Source organism: Mycobacterium sp. IDUB_5 (assembly GCF_055419565.1).
In genome coordinates this window covers 76,436-93,930 of sequence record NZ_JBVAXX010000007.1, presented here as the reverse complement: position 1 = coordinate 93,930, position 17,495 = coordinate 76,436, and the positions used below count along the sequence as shown (strand labels likewise).

The following is a 17,495-nucleotide window of genomic DNA, read 5'->3' as shown; positions in this document are numbered from 1 at the left end:
CTCAGATCACGCCCGCGCTGGTCGCGTCCTGGCGGGTGTGATCGTCGGCGTCCGGAATGTGTTCGGGGTGCAGCATCTCGGCGTAGCGCAACCGCTCCGGGATGCCGAAGCCGTCGACGAGGAGCTCGGCGTAGGGCCGCAGTCGCTTGCAGCGGTCGTTGATCGCGCGTGTCACCGCTTTCGAGCGCTCCGTGGACAGGAAGCGGTGCTCGACGAACCACGACTTGTCTTCTTCGATCACCGTCAGCGCGTACAGATCGCACACCAGGCTGAGGATCTCGCGCGCCGTACGGTCGTGGCAGGAGTCGATGCCCGCGACGAACGCCTCGAAAACGATGCGGTCGATGTGGGACTGCGCGACGTGGAGCACATGGTCCTGCACCGAGTTGAACGCCTCGAACGCGCTCATCTCCTTGGACTTGCTCTGCAGCCTCCGCGCCACCGACGCGATCATGTACTCTTCGCGGTCTTCGAGCATCTTGGCCTGCGTGCCGCGGTTGAAGAGGCTGCCTTCTTCCTCGTTGTCCTGCCGGGAATCGATGACCGTCTGCATGATTGTCTGCGCTGCAGTGCGTTTCAGCACGCGCTCCCCGGCGAACCGAGCCGCGAAGCCGACCCATTCGACGGGACTCATGCCCTTGATGTCGTCGGCGTAGGCGGTCAGCAGCTCCTTGGCCACCAGCTGGAACAGCACGTGGTTGTCACCCTCGAAGGTGGTGAACACGTCGGTGTCGGCCTTGAGCGCGATGAGCCGGTTCTCCGCGAGATAGCCGGCGCCACCGCATGCTTCGCGCGCCTCCTGGATGGCCCGGGTGGCGTGCCAGGTGTTGGCAGCCTTCAGGCCCGCCGCCCGGGATTCCAGCTCGCGCTGCTCCTCGGGATCCGGATCGTCGGCGGTCTGCAGCTCGTGACACTTGGCCACCAGCTCGTTCTGTGCGAACTGCAGCGCATACGAGCGGGCGATCAACGGGAAGAGGCGACGCTGGTGGACCAGGTAGTCCATCAGCAGCACCTCGCCGCCGTCGGGGTCCGAGAACTGACGACGCTGCAGCGCATAGCGCGTCGCGATGTCGAGTGCGACGCGGGCGGCGGCGCCGGCGCTGCCGCCGACGGTCACCCGGCCGCGGATCAGCGTGCCGAGCATCGTGAAGAAGCGTCGGTTCGGGTTCTCGATCGGGGAGCTGTAGGTCCCGTCCGCGGCGACGTCGGCGTACTTGTTGAGCAGGTTCTCCCGCGGGACGCGGACGTTGTCGAACTGGATGCGGCCGTTGTCCACACCGGGGAGGCCGCCCTTGTAGTGACAGTCCGAGGTGATGACGCCGGGCAGGTCGTTGCCGTCCTCGTCACGGATGGGCACGACGAAGCAGTGCACGCCGTGACCCTGTCCGTCCGGAGTGATCAGCTGAGCGAAAACCGTTGCGAAGCGGGCAGTTTCGGCCGCGCCGCCGATGTAGTCCTTCCGCGAGGACGGGGTGGGGGAGTCGATGACGAACTCTTCGGTCGCCGGGTCGTAGGTGGCGGTCGTCTCCAGGGACTGGACGTCGCTGCCGTGACCCGTCTCGGTCATCGCGAAGCACCCGAGGACCTCGAGGTCGATGAGCTTCTTGACGTAGGCCTCGTGATGGCGTTCGGTGCCCAGGTTCTCGATCGCGCCGCCGAACAGGCCCCACTGCACACCGGCCTTGACCATCAGCGACAGATCGCTCATCGCGAGCATTTCGATCTGCGTGACGGCGGCGCCGACGTCGCCGTTGCCGCCGTGCTCCTTCTTGAAACCGTCCTCGGCGGCGCCTCGCGACGCCATGATGCGCATCTGCTCACCGACCTTGGTGCGCGCGATGACGGTGTTCGGGGTGTAATGCGGTCGGAAGATGTCGTTGCTGAGTTCCTTGCGCATCGCGTTCTTGGTGTCTCGCCAGCGGCCGTCGAGGCAGTTCCGCAGATACTCCGCAGTGGTGGTCATATATCGACGGTAGCCCGCGAAACCTCTCTACAAACTGTGATGTCACAAACCGGTCGGAACCTGCCGTGACGGGAGCCCGGGGCGCGGCGTTGAATGTCGCCATGACCGAGTCGCCGGGGGAATCACTGGGAGTTCACGTTCAGGATCATCGGCACGCCGATGTGACCGGCGGGTGGCTGCGCGCTGCCACGTTCGGGGCGATGGACGGCTTGGTCAGCAACACCGCGTTGATCGCCGGGGTGGCCGCCAGCGCCTCGGCGCAGACTGTCGTGATCAGCGGGGTGGCGGGGCTGCTCGCCGGGTCCTTCTCGATGGCTCTCGGTGAGTACACGTCGGTGACCACGGCCAACGAGCAGATCGATTCCGAGGTGCACGTCGAGCGCAAATCGTTTGCGCGACAACCGGAGGCGGAGCAGGCCGAGTTGGTGGCCAAGCTCGTCGAACTCGGGATGTCCGCCGAGACGGCGACCAAGGCGTCAGAGGAGATCCACCGAGACGATCACAAGGCGATCAACTTCCACCTGATCCAGGAGCTCGGGGTCGACCCCCGGGAGAAGCCGTCACCCTGGCTCGCCGCCGGATCGTCGTTCGTGATGTTCGCCGTCGGGGCGATCATCCCGCTGATCCCCTACCTGCTCGGCTACGAATCGCTGTGGGCCGGTCTGGCTTTCGGCGGGTTCGGGCTGATGCTCGCGGGTGCCGCGGCAGCCCGGATCACCCGCCGCTCACCGATCGCGGGATCGGCTCGGCAGCTGACGTTCGGGGCCGTCGCGATCGCCGCGACCTACCTCGTCGGGCACCTCATCGGCGTCTCCGTGAGCTGAGCGCTCAGCTCTCGTTTCCGACGGTGACGGCCTGCGCCTCGTCGCGCAGCTCCTCGAGCTCGGACTCCTCGTCGTCGATGTGGGTCAGGTGTGTCCGCGTGACCGTCAGGACGGCGGCAGCCAACAGGACCGCGCCCGCGCCGACCCAGAACGGCAGGTGCACGCTGACCTTTTCGCCGAGTACGCCGGCGAGCCACGGGGCGACAGCGGCGCCGGAGAACCGCATGAAGCTGTAGGCGGCCGAGGCGACACCCCGCTCCACGGGGGCGGCTTTCATCACGGTCTCGGTGATCAGCGTGTTGTTGATGCCGATCCACAGGCCGGCGACGACGACGCAGGCGGCGAGCACCGGCTTGCTGTCGGTCCACACCGCCATCGCGGCGAGCGTGACGGTCATCAGCAGCAGGTTGACCACCAGCGTGCGCACGGTGCCGAAGCGGTGCTGCAGTCGCGGAGCGACGAACACCGACGTGAATGCCAGGGCCAGACCCCAGCCGAAGAAGATCAGCCCGATCTCCTGAGCTCCCATGTCGAGGGGGAACGGCGTGAATGCCAGCAGCGTGAAGAAGCCGAAGTTGTAGAGCAGCGCGGTGACCGCGACGCCGAGCAGCCCGCGGTGCGCCAGCGCCCGGAACGGATCGGCGAGTGTGGTGGCCCGCGCCGCAGGCGGTGTGGCGGGCAACAGGAACGTCGTCACCAGCAGCGCGATGGCCATCAGAGCGGAGACGCCGAAAAAGGGCCCGCGCCAGGAGATCTCACCGAGTACACCACCCACCAGTGGGCCGACGGCGATGCCCAGCCCCAGGGCGGCTTCGTAAAGGATGATTGCCTGGGCGACCGACCCGCGCGCCGAACTGACGATCGTCGCGAGCGCGGTGGCGATGAAGAGCGCGTTGCCCAGTCCCCACAGCGCCCGCCAGCCGACGATGCCCATCACGGTGTCGGAGAATCCGGCGAGCCCCGCGCCGGCGATGATGATCACCAGGCCGATCAGCAGCGTGCGCTTGGGTCCGATACGACTGGACACCACGCCGGTGATCAGCATCGCCACGCCCATCACGGCCATGTAGCTGGTGAACAGCAGCGAGACCTGCGAGGGCGAGGCGTTCAGGTTGTCGGCGATCGGTTTGAGGATGGGGTCGACGAGACCGATTCCCATGAACGCGACGACGGACGCGAAGGCCACGGCCCAGACGGCCTTGGGTTGGCGCCACATCTGTGTGTCGGCAGACACCGGCGAACCACTCCTTTCGGTGGAAAACAGATTCAGTGCGACTTCTGTTCGGTGCGAGAGGCGGACGTGGCCTCGTCGATCAGGCGGTGCATCACGAGGACCGCCTCGGTCAGGCAGGCCCGGTCGGCCTCGCTGAGCCGGTCGAGATAGGGGTCGACGGCCGCGCCGCGATCGGCTCGCGCCTGACGCAGGGTGTCCTTGCCGCGCTCGGTGATGCGGATCAGGACGGCCCGCGCGTCGTGCGGGTCTGTGGTTCTCGTCACCATTCCGGCGTCCTCGAGACGCCGCACCTGCGTGGTCATCGTGGGCTGCGAGCAGTGATCGAGAGCGGCCAGATCGGAGATCCGTGCCTCGCCGCGGTCGTCGATCGTGGACAGCAGGCGGGCTTGGGCGAACGGGAGGGGGATGCGAACTCGCTGGTTGGCCATCCGGTTGAGCCGTGCCACCACCGAGAGCAGGTCGGAACCGAGCGTGGAGGACATGCCCTCCATGATTGCATAGAATCCCTATGCAATCCACCTGGGGTACCCGACTGGCAGAATCATGAGATGACCTCGGCCGCCTCGCAGCGCACGCCGCGACGGTCGGGCTCCCTACAACCGGTGGAGCTCGCACAGGCCGCGGTGATGGCGGCCCTGTGCGCCGCCATCGCCATCATCGCGGTGGTCGTGCCGTTCGCGGCCGGCCTGTCGCTGCTCGGCACGGTGCCGATGGGGCTGCTCGCCTACCGCTATCGCCTGCGGGTCGTGCTGACGGCAACGGTCGCCGGTGGGTTGGTGGCGTTCCTCATCGCCGGCATGGGCGGCTTCATGACCGTGGTGAACTGCGCGTACATCGGGGGACTGACCGGCATCGTCAAACGGCGCGGTCGTGGCACTCCCACCGTGGTGGCGTCCGCGCTCATCGCCGGCGCCGTGTTCGGCGTGTTCATCGTCGGGGCCCTGGCCCTGCTGAGCCGTCTGCGCACGCTGATCTTCGACTCGGTCACCGCCAACATCACGGGCGTGGCGGCGATCATGCGTCGCATCCCCCCACTCGAGGACGCTGCAGCGCGCCTCGAGCGCGACTTCGCCACCGCGCTGCACTACTGGCCGCTGCTGTTCTTCGTCATGGGTGTGTTCTCGATCGTCTGGGTGAGCCTGGTCGGCTGGTGGGCGCTGTCGCGGGTGATGGCGCGCCTGCTCGGCGTGCCCGATGTGCACAAGCTCGAGACGCCCGCCGACAACGGCCCCGTCGGCCCGGTTCCGCTGCAGCTGCGCGACGTCCGCTTCCGTTACCCCGCAACGCATCGCGACGCGCTCGGGCCGGTGTCACTGGATGTGCAACCCGGCGAACACGTCGCCGTCACCGGGGCCAACGGGTCGGGCAAGACGACGCTGATGCTCGTGCTCTCCGGGCGCGAACCCAGCGCAGGCGCGATCGAGCGTCCGGGCAGCGTCGGATTGGGCAAGCGCGGCGGCACCGCCGTGGTGATGCAGCATCCCGAGAGCCAGGTGCTCGGCACACGCGTCGCCGACGACGTGGTCTGGGGTCTGCCCCCGGGTACGAGCACCGACGTGGACCGTCTTCTCGGCGAGGTCGGCCTCGACGGTTTCGGCGAACGGGACACCGGCGGGTTGTCCGGCGGCGAACTGCAGCGGCTCGCCGTGGCTGCCGCGCTGGCCCGCGAACCGGCGCTGCTGATCGCCGACGAGGTGACCAGCATGGTGGACCAGCAGGGCCGCGACGGCCTGATGTCCGTCCTGTCCGGGCTCACCCGAGCACACGGAACCTCGCTGGTGCACATCACGCACTACAACGACGAGGCCGAGGCCGCCGACCGCACGGTGGCGCTGACCGGCAACGGCGCCAACGCCGACAACGTGACCGGACCGGACATGGTCGAGACCGCAGAGGTGCACGCACCCCGCCCCGAGGTCGACCCAGGTCATCGAGCCGGCCCGCCGGTGCTCGAGCTGCGCGACGTCGGCCACATCTACGGCGACGGCACCCCCTGGGCCAAGACCGCGCTGACCGGCATCGACTTCTCCGTGCACGAAGGCGACGGCGTGTTGATCCACGGGCTCAACGGTTCCGGGAAGTCCACGCTGGCCTGGATCATGGCCGGGCTCACCGTACCGAGCCAGGGCGAGTGCCTGCTCGACGGCAAGCCGGTGTCCGAACAGGTTGGCGCTGTGGCGATCTCGTTCCAGGCGGCCCGGCTGCAGCTGATGCGCAGCCATGTCGCGTTGGAGATCGCCTCGCTGGCCGGCTTCTCCAAGTACGACCAACAGAAGGTGACCGAGGCGCTGGCCACCGTGGGTCTGGACCCGACGCTGGCTTCTCGACGGATCGATCAGCTCAGCGGCGGCCAGATGCGCCGCGTCGTGCTCGCCGGCCTGCTGGCCCGGTCCCCGCGCGCACTGATCCTCGACGAACCGCTGGCCGGCCTCGACGCCGCCTCCGCCGTGGGGTTGGTACGTCTGCTCGAAGATCTGCGGAAGCGCAGAAGGCTGACCGTCGTGGTGATCTCCCACGACTTCGCCGGGCTGGAAGGTCTGTGCCCGCGCACGCTGCACCTGCGCGACGGAGAACTGGCGACCGTGCCCACCGCGGCCGGGGGTGTCGCATGAGCGCGACCCGTCCCCGTCGTCAGGTCGTGCTGCTTCGGCCGGTGCCGGGGCGCACCGTCATCCACGACCTGTGGGCGGGCGCGAAGCTGATCATCGTCGCCGGCATCGGGGTGCTCCTGACGTTCTATCCCGGCTGGTTACCGATCGCAGCGGTGGCCGTGCTGGTGCTGGTGTCGGCCAGGCTCGCCCGCATCCCGCGCGGCGTGCTGCCGTCCATCCCGCGGTGGCTGTGGTTCCTCGTGGCACTGGGCGGGTTGACCGCCACGTTCGCCGGTGGCAGTCCGGTGATGTCGGTGGGATCGATGGAGATCGGGTTCGGCGGGCTGCTGAACTTCCTGCGCATCACGGCGCTGTCGATCGTGCTGCTGGGGCTCGGGGCCATGGTCTCCTGGACCACCAACGTCGCTGAGATCGCCCCTGCCGTCGCCGCACTCGGGCGCCCGCTGCGACCGCTGCGCGTCCCCGTCGACGACTGGGCGGTGGCACTTGCGCTGTCGCTGAGGGCCTTTCCGATGCTGATCGACGAATTCACCGTGCTGTACGCGGCCCGTCGGTTGCGACCGCCCGATGTCGATGTGCACCGGCGCGGCCGACGCAAGCGGTGGGCCGCGGAGCTGATCGATCTGCTCGCCGCCGCGATCACTGTCGCGCTGCGACGAGCCGACGAGATGGGCGACGCGATCACCGCACGTGGTGGCGCGGGCCAGATCTCGGCCGCGCCATCGCGGCCGGCCCGCCGCGACTGGGTGGCTTTCGCGATCGTTGCCGTGGTGTGCGGCGCTGCGCTCGCGCTCGAGCTGATGGTCCTTCCCACGAGCAGCGCGCGTAACTGACCCACTACGGTGAAGGGCGTGAGCGCGCCCCGAACCATCGACGCCGATTTCCTGGCGCTGCCCCGGCAGGCACTCGCGGATGCGGCTCTGGCCGCGGCGGTCCAAGCCGGGGCCAGCTACGCCGATCTGCGCATCCACGCCATCACCACCGAGACGATCGGGCTGCGTGATCACGACGTGGAAACCGCCGTCGTCGACAGTGAGATCGGTCTTGCCGTCCGCGTGATCGTCGACGGCACCTGGGGTTTCGCCTCTCATGCCGAGCTGAGCGTCGAAGCGGCCGCGGACACCGCTCGCCGTGCCGTGCGCGTCGCGACCAGATTGGCCCCGCTGAACGCCGAACGCATCGAGCTCGCTCCCGAGCCGGTGTACCGGGACATGACGTGGGTGTCGAGTTACCGGATCGACCCGTTCGAGGTGCCGGTCGAGGACAAGGTCGCCGTGCTCGGTGACTACGCGGGCCGGCTGCTCGCCTCCGACGGTGTGGACCACGTGTCGGCACGGCTGCACGCGGCCAAGGAGCAGACGTTCTACGCGGACACGTTCGGCTCGTCGATCACGCAGCAGCGGGTGCGGGTGCTGCCCAACGTGGAGGCCGTGGCCGTCGACACCGCGGCCGGCACGTTCGAGACCATGTCCACGCTGGCCCCGCCGACCGCACGCGGGTGGGAAGCCGTTGCCGACGACGACATCTGGAACTGGTCCGACGAGCTCGCCGGGCTGCCCGCGCTGCTGGCCGAGAAGGTCAAGGCACCCAGCGTGGTGGCAGGCCCCACCGATCTGGTGATCGATCCGACCAACCTGTGGCTCACCATCCACGAATCGATCGGGCACGCCACCGAATACGACCGCGCCATCGGCTACGAAGCGGCTTATGCCGGCACCTCGTTCGCCACCCCCGACAAGCTGGGCCGCATGATCTACGGATCGCCGGTGATGACCGTGACGGCGGACCGGACCACCGAATACGGCTTGGCGACCGTCGGTTTCGACGACGAGGGAGTGCGTGCGCAGAGTTGGGACCTGGTCCGAGACGGACTCTTCGTGGGCTATCAACTGGACCGGGTGTTCGCTCCCCGGCTCGGCGTGGGCCGCTCCAACGGCTGCAGCTATGCCGACTCGGCGCACCACGTGCCCATCCAACGGATGGCCAACGTCTCGCTGCAGCCCGCTGCCGAGGACATCAGCACCGACGATCTGATCGCGCGGGTGAACGACGGGATCTACATCGTCGGCGACAAGAGCTGGTCGATCGACATGCAGCGCTACAACTTCCAGTTCACCGGGCAACGCTTCTTCCGGATTCGCGACGGAAAACTCGACGGGCAGGTCCGCGACGTCGCCTACCAGGCGACCACCACCGACTTCTGGGGTGCGATGGAAGCCGTTGGCGGACAGTCGACATGGCGTCTCGGCGGTGCGTTCAACTGCGGTAAGGCCCAACCCGGTCAGGTGGCGGCCGTCAGCCACGGCTGCCCGTCGGCTCTGTTCCGAGGAATCAACGTGCTCAACACCCGCGAGGAGGCGGGCCGATGAGCGCAGCGAAGAAGCCAATGGAGACGGGCCGATGATCAGCGCGCAGCAGGTGGTCGACGCCGTGTTGGCCGAAGCGACCCGCCTCGGCGGCGCCGACGAGACCGTCGTCGTCGTCACCGACCGCGTCGACGCGTCACTGCGGTGGGCCAACAACACCATGACCACCAACGGTGAATCCACCAGTCGCACCACCACGGTGATCTCGGTCGTGCGTCGCGGTGAGGACGCCCACGTCGGGTCGGTACGGTCCAGCGCCGTCGACCCGTCCGTCATCACCGCACTGGTGGCGGCCTCGCAGCAGGCGGCCGCTGCCGCGCCACCGGCACGGGACAGCGCCCCCGCGCTGGCCGCAACAGATGCGCCGCCCGACTGGGACGCACCCCTCCCCGGCACCAGCGCCGACGTCTTCGCCGGTGTCGCAAGCGATCTGGCCCGCGGATTCCGCGGGAGTGACACGCTCTTCGGGTACGGCCGCCATGTCGTCGAGACGACGTTCGTGGCCACCTCCGGCGGGGTGCGCCGCCGCTTCACTCAGCCCACCGGTTCGGTGGAGATCAACGCCAAGCGGGACGGGGCCAGTGCGTGGGCAGGGGTCGGCACCCCCGACTTCGCGAACGTCTCCACCGATGCCCTGCTCGCGGAACTGGACACCCGGCTGTCATGGGCGCATCGCACCATCGACCTGCCGGCGGGGCACTACGAAACCCTGCTGCCGCCCTCGACTGTGGCGGACCTGATGATCTACCTGACCTGGACGATGGGCGGTCGGGGAGCGCAGGAGGGCCGCTCGGCGCTGTCGGCGCCGGGTGGCGGAACGCGCGTGGGGGAGAAGCTGACCGATCTTCCGCTGACGCTCTACTCGGATCCGTATGCGCCGGGTCTGGAATGCGCCCCGTACGTGGCGGTCGCGACGTCGTCGGAGCGGGCATCGGTGTTCGACAACGGTATGGCGATCGACCGGGTCGACTGGCTGCGCGACGGCGTGATCAACGCGTTGGCCTACCCGCGCGCCGCGGCGGAAGAGTTCGGCGCCCCTGTCGCCGTGGGAGCCGACAACCTGCTGATGACCGGCGGCGCGAGCACACTGCAGCAGATGATCGCCGCGACCGAGCGCGGCTTGCTCCTCACCACCCTCTGGTACATCCGCGAGGTCGACCCGTCGGTGCTGCTGCTGACCGGCTTGACCCGAGACGGCGTGTACCTGGTCGAGGACGGCGAGGTCACCGCCGCGGTGAACAACTTCAGGTTCAACGAGAGCCCTCTGGACCTGCTGCGGCGGGCCACCGAGGCCGGCGTCAGCGAGGTGACGTTGCCCCGCGAGTGGGGCGACTGGGCCACGCGGGCGCAGATGCCGTCACTGCGAATTCCGGACTTTCACATGTCGTCGGTCAGTCAGGCGCAATAAGCTCACCAGCGTGAGCGATCGCGCACTGCCCGAACGGCTGGCCGAGCTCGTCGCGCTGTCCTCGGGGGACAGCCGCGCCGACGCGGTGATCCGGCTGACGTGCGGGCGGGCGCTGTCGCTGCCACCGTTGCCCATCCGGGTGGACCTGGTCGACGGGCGCACGGACGAGGAGGCGGTGCTGGCGGCGTTCGCGGAGCAGTTCAGCACCGACGTCACGGGGATCGGGGACAACCAGCGGCAATGTCTTCTGAACGCCTACGGAGACAAGGCGTTTCGCGTCGTCGTGGCGGTCTTCATCGCTGATTTCCTGCCCCGGGTGTGGGCGGGGTGCGACGCGCTGGGGCTCGGCAGGCCGGGCGTGGTGTCGGAGGTGGCGTGGGACGCCGACGGGGATCCGGTCGAGGCTCTGCTCGGCGAATTCGTCCCGGCGGTGGCGCGGCTGCGCGAACTCGACGCGGTGACCACCGAGGTGGTGCGGCTGCGCGGCGCGGCCGCACACAACTGCCGACTGTGCCGATCGCTGCGCGAATCGCATGCACTCGATGCGGGCGGGTCGGAGGACCTGTACCACCAGATCGAGGACTACGAGGCCGCCGCCGACCTGTCGAAGACGCACAAGGCGGCGCTGCGGTACGTGGATGCGCTGATCTGGACGCCCGCGGAGATCAGCGAGTCGGTGGTCCACGGCATCCACAAGTACTTCTCGGAGACACAAGCGTTCGAGCTGACCCTCGACGTGATGCGCAACGCGGCCAACAAGATCGCGGTGGCACTGGGTGCCGATGCGCCCCGGGTCACCGAGGGCACCGAGCGCTACGAGATCGACGAGGCGGGGCAGACCGTCTTCGCGTGACCGGCGATATGCGACCATGGTGGCCGCACGAGGGGCGGTAGCTCAGTCGGTTAGAGCCGTGGACTCATAATCCATTGGTCGCGGGTTCGAGCCCCGCCCGCCCTACTTCAGACGGTGTCACGGCGGGCGCCAGTAGGGTCGGCCATATGGACGACGCGGCGGCGCTGGCGAAACACCTGGGTGAGGCAGACTTCGTCTCACTGGTCACCTACAAGCGAGACGGAACTCCCGTCGGATCGGCGATGTGGATCGCCTCCGACGGTGACGACCTCGTCGTCTGGACACCGTCCGACGCCTGGAAGGTCAAACGCGTGCGACGCGACCCGCGCGTCGTGCTGATTCGCTCGAGCCGCATGGGCAAGGTCGATCCGGTCGACCCCGAACTGCTGTGTACCGCCGTCGTCGAGGAATCGCCAACCGCCGTGGCCGACGTCGAGCAGCTCATCCGCCGCAAGTACGGCCTTCAGTTCCACATCATCACCACCATCGAAGCGATCCTCGCCAGGGGGCGAAAGCCCAGGGTGGCACTCCGGATGACGCCGCAGCAGGTGAACTCCAAGTCGGGGTAATGCTCCCGACGGGTGTCTCGCGATCGGCGTCTCGACACCTGTCCTACACTCCGGCTGTGGACGTCAACGGAACCAGCGCAATTGTCACCGGCGGAGCCTCAGGCATCGGCGCCGCCACCTCCCGCCTCCTCGCCTCGCAGGGCGCGCGGGTCGTCATCGCCGACCTGCAGGCCGAGCGCGGCCAGGAACTGGCCCACGAGATCGGCGGCGCGTACGTCAGCGTCGACGTGACCGACACCTCCCAGATCGAAGACGCGGTGAACACCGCCGTCGACCTGGGACCGCTGCGCACCCTGGTCAACTCGGCCGGAATCGGTTGGGCGCAAAGGACAATCGGCAAGGACGGCGAGTTCGCCTCGGCGCACAACCTCGACGCGTACAAGAAGGTGCTCGCGATCAACCTGGTCGGCACCTTCGACTGCATCCGGCTCGCGGCCACGGCGATGAGCCGGCTCGACCTCACCGACTCCGGCGAGCGCGGCGCGATCGTCAACATGACCAGCGTGGCCGCGTTCGACGGCCAGATCGGCCAGGCGGCCTACTCCTCGTCGAAGGGCGGCGTCGTCGGACTGACCCTGCCGGTGGCCCGCGACCTCGCCGCGGTCGGCATCCGTGTCAACACCGTCGCCCCCGGCCTGATCGACACCCCGATCTATGGCGAAGGCCCGGACTCGGAGGCGTTCAAGGCCAAGCTCGGTGAATCCGTTCTCTACCCGCGCCGGCTCGGCAAGCCCGAAGAGCTCGCGTCGATGGTCGTCGAACTGATCACCAACTCCTACATGAACGCCGAGGTCGTCCGCGTCGACGGCGGCATCAGGATGCCGCCGAAGTAGGCGAGTCCTCCACCTGTAACGGCCCCGCTGCAAGGGCCGCCACGGCTGCCATGATCGCCGCGGCCGCGACGCATCCCACACCGAGCGTCGCCGCCGCGGCGACCGCGCCGACGAGCAACGGGCCGCCGGCGTCTCCGAGTTCACGGCCGACCTCTGCTGATCCCATGGTCTCGCCGAGTCTTTCGGGCGGCGCCGAGGCGGCCAGGGCGGCGAAGCCCAGTGGCGTCAGGACCCCCGCGCCCAATCCGATCGCGATGGCGCCGACGATCAGTCCCACCGGCCCGGCCAGGAGTCCGGCCAGCAGGAAGCCGGCGACGCACGCGGTGAGCCCCGCGATGGCGCCGGCGCGGTAGCTGAACCGGCGGCCATCGAGCGCGCGGCCGGCCCACGGTTGTGAGAGGGCCGCGCAGGCGGACAGCACGGAAACCATTGCCCCGCTGAGCAATGCGTTGGCGCCGGCCGACGCGGCGAGGATCGGGAAGAAGCCCACTCCGATGGACAACGCAGCGGTCGAGGCAGCGAGTACCAGGGTGGGAGCGAGGAATGCGCGCCGGGTGAGTCGACGGGCCAGGTCGACGACCGTCGAACGCCGCCGAGGCAGCGGCTCGACTCGGGGAACGACGCATGCGGCCCAGACGGCGACGATGACCGCGACCACCCCCAGCGTCGCGAACAGCGCGTTGTACCCGCCGATGGTCACCACGCCGCCACCCAGGAGCGGTCCGAGCGTGTATCCCAACCCTTTCCACGCTCCGTAGCTTCCGAACCGTCGTGCGTGGCCGCCGGGTGACTGGAGTCGAGCCACGAGTGTGGACGCTGCGGGGGAGAACGCTGCGGCGGCCGCACCTTGTGCAAAGCGGGCGACGCCCAGCAGGCTTGGATCGCCGGCGGCGACGAATCCAGCTGATGCGCAGGCGAATCCGATTAAGCCGCCGATGAGAACGGGACGTGGACCGACACGGTCCACGAGTGCGCCGAAGACAGGTTTGAGGATGACCTCGGCGGCGTCGTAGACGGCGAGCAGTAGTCCGATCGTGAGCAGGCTGGCGTGCTGTTCCTGGCCGTATGTGCCCAGATTGGCGGCGATCGAGTGCGCGCCGAAGGCGGTGACGAAGCCGGCGCCGTAGAGGGGCCAGTAGCGGTGGCGTGGATGGTCGACGGTGTTCACGATCCTGTGGTCTTCAGCGCTGCGCCGAGCTAGTGGCGGCGCAGCGTCTCCCAGTCGTGCTCGGCTTCCAGCTGGGCGATCAGACGCGACGTCCTTTCGCGCATCAGCAGTGTCGCGCCGATGCCGATCGCGATCGCCGCGACCAACGCGATCCAGGAGAACCGGGAGAGCCAGCGTTCGGCGGCCATACCGGCGTAGTAGATGACGGCGACGGTGCCGCCGGCCCACACCACGGCGCCGCTCGCATTGGCGGCGAGAAATCCTGGGTACCGCATCCGCATGGCACCGGCCAACGGGCCCGCGAAGATCCGCAGCAGCGCGATGAACCGGCCGAAGAACACCGCCCAACCGCCCCACCGCGCAAACAGCTGCTTCGCCAAAGCGACGTGTCCGGGGCCGAAGTGTTTCGGGAAGCGCCTGCCGAGCCGTTCGAACAGCGACATCCCGTAGCGCCGCCCGATCGAGTAGCCGATCGTGTCGCCGATGACGGCGCCGAGTGCGGCCGCCCCCGCGACGCCTATCGGGCTGATGTCGAGGCTGTGACGCGACGACAGCAGCGCCGCGCTCACCAGAGCGATCTCGCCGGGCAGCGGTATGCCGAGGCTCTCGACGCCGATGACGGCCCCGACGACCAGGTAAACCGCGATCGGCGGGATCGTCTGCAGGATGGCTTCGACGGTCATGCCGGCGCTACAGCTGCCAGTCGTTGGAGCCGTCGTGCCGCGAATACGTGCCGCCCCCGGAATTCTTCACCACGATGGGATCGCCGGCGCCGAAGTTGTCGTAGAACCATTGCGCGTTCGCCGGGCTGATGTTGATGCAGCCGTGGCTGACGTCTCGCTTGCCCTGATCGGCGACCGACCACGGCGCACTGTGCACGAAGTCGCCGCTGTCGTCGAAGCGGACGGCCAGCTCCACCGTGGTCTTGTACCCGTACGTCGAATCGACAGGCACACCATAGGTCGAGGAGTCCATCACCACCGAGGGCATCTTCTCCTGGACGTAGTAGGTGCCGTTCGGTGTCTGATGGCCGCCGGCGGTCATCCCCATCGACATCGGAATCGTCTTCTCCACCATTCCATTGCGGGTGACGGTCAGCTGGTGGGTGGCGTCGTCGGCCGTGGCGATGAGGGTGTCGCCGGTCTGAAAACTGGACGTCGCGCCACCGGCGTCGACGGTCACCGTGGTATGGGCAGGCCAGAAATCCAGTGGGCGCCAGCGCAGCTGCGTGGGCGTCATCCAGTAGAACTTGCCGGGCACCGGGGGGACCGAGGAGACGTGGATGGCGTTCTCGGCGGCGACGGAGTTGTCGACCAGCCCGGGGAAGTCGATGATGATCGGCTGGCCGACACCGACGGTGGATCCGTTGGCAGGAGCCACTTTCGGCGGAGCGAACGGCGCCGCGCCGACGAACGGCGTCGGGTCCTGCCCTGCGGGAGGCTGGGCGAGAGCGAGAGGGGACAGAGCAAGAGGGGACACCGTCATCACGACCAGGCCCACCAACGCGGCAGCACCGACCGCCGTGAGTGTTCTCCACATCCAAGAAGAGGTCCACGCAGACATACGCATCCTTCCGTCGCGGTGACAGTGTTCCACGGCGACCTGGGTTCCGCGGCGACCTGGGATTTCAGGGTGTGAGGCTGACCGAGGACACCGACTGGGTGCCGCGTAGCCCCTTGAGTTCGACCTCGACGGGATCGTCGAACGCGATCCCGTGGACGCCGTCCGCCGACTCCCGCACCTCATCGCTGACGAGGATCTCTCCGCCGGCTGCCAGATCGGCGATGCGCGCCGCCATCGCGACGTTGCGGCCGAACAGGTCGTCGCCGCGACGAACCGACGTACCGACGTGGACACCGATCCGGACCCGGATTCCGTCGTAGTGCTCGGCGTTCTCCCGCAGCGCCCGCTGGATCGCCAGGCTGCACCGCAGCGCATCGGTGGGTGCGGAGAAGGCGATCATGAAACCGTCTCCCTGGTTCTTGACGACGTAGCCGCGGTGGTCGGCGACCGTGCGCTCGACGAGGCGGTTGTGCCGGTCGAGCACCTTCATCCAGGCGCTGTCGCCGAGTGACTCGTTGCGTTCGGTGGACCCTTCGATGTCGGAGAACATCAGAACGACGCGACCGTCGGTGGTGAGGCGAGCCAAATCCGGACGCTCGACGCGCGCCCACGCCGCGAGGTCGTCGACCGAACTGCGCACGGAGCCGACGATGCCGTGCCGGATCAGCGCGTCGGCGCTTTTCAGCGTGTGGGTGACCGTTCTGACGGCCAGCGGAGCCACTCCGTGTCTCCGTCTGCGTACCCCTGCAGGAACACGTTCACGGTTGCGCCGCAACTCTTTCCGGGCGCCGGCCAGTTGGCGCCGTGACACGATGAGCAGCACGCCGAGGGTGATCACCGCCGCGAACAGGATCGGCGTGAGTACCAGCAGCGCGATGTCCACACCTCCAGTATCCCGGTGGTCTCACCGATGAGTTCAGCGCCGCCTCCCGGTCTGTCTTGTAGCCCACCGACAGAACCACGAGGAGCATCATGAGCGCGACCTACACCTTCGACGTCTTCTCCAGTCTCGACGGCTTCGGTGGAGCGGACGGCGGTGATTGGACCGGCTATTGGGGTAAGCAGGGACCTGAGTTGCTTGCCCGCCGCCTCGACCTCTACCGGAATGGCCAGCGAATGGTGTTCGGTGCCAACACCTATCGCCAGTTCGTTCAGATGCTCGGCGACAGCGACGAGGATTCCGAGGTCCGCGACCCGTGGGTCACCGCGATGCACCACCTGCCGGCGACGGTCATCTCCACGACCGTCGGGGAGCCGCTCGAGTGGCCGGATGCGACCGTGGCGCGTGGTGACGCTGTCGAGGTGGTCGCCCGGCTGAAGGACGAGTCGGACATCCCGTTGCGATCCCACGGCAGTTTGTCGATGAATCGGGCCCTGATGGCCGCCGGTCTCGTGGACTACCTGCAGGTCACGATCTTTCCCGTCATCACCGGGCAGACAGGTGCCGATCCGGTTTTCGCCGGCGCCGCTGACTTCGACCTCGAGCTCGTCGAGCGCCGCACCCTCGATGCCGACATCGCGGAACTGGTGTACCGGCCGAGGCTGCACTCAGCCGTGGTGTAACGCTTCGCGGGCGTTCGGACACTACCCACGGTGCGTTGGTTGACAGCGGCTACACAGGAAAACGCTCCTGCGCTGGTCGAGACGACGGCAAAATGTGAAGATCTAGTCGCGACCCAGGAATCTGGGACGGCATGCGGCTCGACGAACAGATGGGAACGCATTATGAGATCAAGGACCAGTCGCTTCTCGCTGGTTGCTGGCGGTGTCGCCCTCTCGGCGATGACGTGGCTGGCCGTGGGGTGTAGCTCGAACGAGGGCAACGCCCCGGAGACCTCCACCACCACGACGACCACGACGACCACCACGACCCCGCCGGCCACCACTCCGGCTACGCCGCCTCCGGCGTCGCCCACGGAGAACGTGCCTCGCACCGCCGGCGGTAACCCGTTCACCTCGATTCCGCCCAACGCGAACGACAACGGCAGGAACCCGGGAGCACCCCGCGCACCACAGTGACAGTGACGAGCCATCGTCACTGACGTTCGTGCGCCTGCGTTCCGCGTCGCGGGCTTGACGGCACTGGTGGTAGGGATCCTGAT

At 68.2% G+C, this 17,495-nt stretch carries 17 protein-coding genes and 1 tRNA gene; 11 read left to right on the top strand and 7 right to left on the bottom strand.

Annotation, left to right across the window (positions count from 1 at the left end; genetic code table 11):
* Nucleotide 1: 1 nt before the first annotated feature.
* Nucleotides 2–1,963 (bottom strand): acyl-CoA dehydrogenase family protein, encoded by a 1,962-nt coding sequence (locus ACZY1G_RS22965; protein WP_463823709.1) that lies wholly within the window; start codon nt 1,961–1,963, stop codon nt 2–4.
* A 101-nt stretch (nt 1,964–2,064) separates the two neighbouring features.
* Here ACZY1G_RS22965 and ACZY1G_RS22960 point away from each other — a divergent pair, with 101 nt between their 5' ends.
* A complete protein-coding gene (locus tag ACZY1G_RS22960) occupies nt 2,065–2,787 on the top strand; it encodes a VIT1/CCC1 transporter family protein (RefSeq protein ID WP_463817380.1) in 723 nt (240 codons plus the stop codon).
* Nucleotides 2,788–2,791: 4 nt separating this feature from the next.
* On the opposite strand, the gene ACZY1G_RS22955 is transcribed toward ACZY1G_RS22960, so the two are convergent.
* Nucleotides 2,792–4,003, bottom strand: coding sequence for an MFS transporter (locus tag ACZY1G_RS22955; protein WP_463817761.1), 1,212 nt, complete (start codon nt 4,001–4,003; stop codon nt 2,792–2,794).
* 50 nt (nt 4,004–4,053) lie between these two features.
* A complete protein-coding gene (locus ACZY1G_RS22950; protein ID WP_463823708.1) occupies nt 4,054–4,503 on the bottom strand; it encodes a MarR family winged helix-turn-helix transcriptional regulator in 450 nt (149 codons plus the stop codon).
* A gap of 66 nt (nt 4,504–4,569) precedes the next feature.
* Here ACZY1G_RS22950 and ACZY1G_RS22945 point away from each other — a divergent pair, with 66 nt between their 5' ends.
* The 8 genes from ACZY1G_RS22945 (at nt 4,570) to ACZY1G_RS22910 (ending at nt 12,662) form a co-directional block, all read left to right on the top strand.
* On the top strand, nt 4,570–6,633 hold the full coding sequence (locus ACZY1G_RS22945; protein ID WP_463823707.1) for an ABC transporter ATP-binding protein: 2,064 nt from the start codon (nt 4,570–4,572) through the stop codon (nt 6,631–6,633).
* Nucleotides 6,630–7,466, top strand: a complete 837-nt coding sequence (locus tag ACZY1G_RS22940; protein WP_463817375.1) for a CbiQ family ECF transporter T component — start codon at nt 6,630–6,632, stop codon at nt 7,464–7,466. The genes ACZY1G_RS22945 and ACZY1G_RS22940 overlap by 4 nt, the downstream gene beginning before the upstream one ends.
* 18 nt (nt 7,467–7,484) lie before the next feature.
* Complete coding sequence (locus ACZY1G_RS22935; protein ID WP_463823706.1) at nt 7,485–9,002, top strand: TldD/PmbA family protein; 1,518 nt, start codon at nt 7,485–7,487, stop codon at nt 9,000–9,002.
* Between the two features lie 31 nt (nt 9,003–9,033).
* On the top strand, nt 9,034–10,407 hold the full coding sequence (locus ACZY1G_RS22930) for a metallopeptidase TldD-related protein (protein WP_463823705.1): 1,374 nt from the start codon (nt 9,034–9,036) through the stop codon (nt 10,405–10,407).
* 10 nt (nt 10,408–10,417) lie between these two features.
* Nucleotides 10,418–11,260: a carboxymuconolactone decarboxylase family protein gene (locus ACZY1G_RS22925; protein ID WP_463817371.1), complete on the top strand. Its 843-nt coding sequence runs from the start codon at nt 10,418–10,420 to the stop codon at nt 11,258–11,260.
* Nucleotides 11,261–11,291: 31 nt separating this feature from the next.
* Nucleotides 11,292–11,365: transfer RNA gene (locus tag ACZY1G_RS22920), tRNA-Ile, on the top strand.
* A gap of 41 nt (nt 11,366–11,406) precedes the next feature.
* Nucleotides 11,407–11,829, top strand: a complete 423-nt coding sequence (locus ACZY1G_RS22915) for a PPOX class F420-dependent oxidoreductase (RefSeq protein WP_463817370.1) — start codon at nt 11,407–11,409, stop codon at nt 11,827–11,829.
* 56 nt (nt 11,830–11,885) lie between these two features.
* Nucleotides 11,886–12,662, top strand: a complete 777-nt coding sequence (locus ACZY1G_RS22910) for an SDR family NAD(P)-dependent oxidoreductase (RefSeq protein ID WP_221362474.1) — start codon at nt 11,886–11,888, stop codon at nt 12,660–12,662.
* On the opposite strand, the gene ACZY1G_RS22905 is transcribed toward ACZY1G_RS22910, so the two are convergent.
* From ACZY1G_RS22905 to ACZY1G_RS22890, 4 genes are all read right to left on the bottom strand, one after another.
* Nucleotides 12,643–13,830 carry an MFS transporter gene (locus ACZY1G_RS22905; RefSeq protein ID WP_463823704.1) on the bottom strand — a complete coding sequence of 396 codons (1,188 nt, stop codon included), beginning with the start codon at nt 13,828–13,830 and terminating at the stop codon, nt 12,643–12,645. The two genes, ACZY1G_RS22910 and ACZY1G_RS22905, sit on opposite strands and share 20 nt — an antisense overlap.
* 29 nt (nt 13,831–13,859) lie before the next feature.
* Nucleotides 13,860–14,513, bottom strand: a complete 654-nt coding sequence (locus ACZY1G_RS22900; RefSeq protein WP_463817368.1) for a DedA family protein — start codon at nt 14,511–14,513, stop codon at nt 13,860–13,862.
* 7 nt (nt 14,514–14,520) lie between these two features.
* Nucleotides 14,521–15,315, bottom strand: coding sequence for a L,D-transpeptidase (locus ACZY1G_RS22895; RefSeq protein ID WP_463823847.1), 795 nt, complete (start codon nt 15,313–15,315; stop codon nt 14,521–14,523).
* 142 nt (nt 15,316–15,457) lie between these two features.
* Entirely contained in the window at nt 15,458–16,276 is an 819-nt protein-coding gene (locus tag ACZY1G_RS22890; protein WP_463823703.1) for an adenylate/guanylate cyclase domain-containing protein, read from the bottom strand.
* 89 nt (nt 16,277–16,365) lie between these two features.
* Here ACZY1G_RS22890 and ACZY1G_RS22885 point away from each other — a divergent pair, with 89 nt between their 5' ends.
* Nucleotides 16,366–16,956: a dihydrofolate reductase family protein gene (locus tag ACZY1G_RS22885; RefSeq protein WP_463817366.1), complete on the top strand. Its 591-nt coding sequence runs from the start codon at nt 16,366–16,368 to the stop codon at nt 16,954–16,956.
* A gap of 162 nt (nt 16,957–17,118) precedes the next feature.
* Nucleotides 17,119–17,412, top strand: coding sequence for a hypothetical protein (locus ACZY1G_RS22880; protein ID WP_458608219.1), 294 nt, complete (start codon nt 17,119–17,121; stop codon nt 17,410–17,412).
* Nucleotides 17,413–17,495 lie beyond the last annotated feature (83 nt).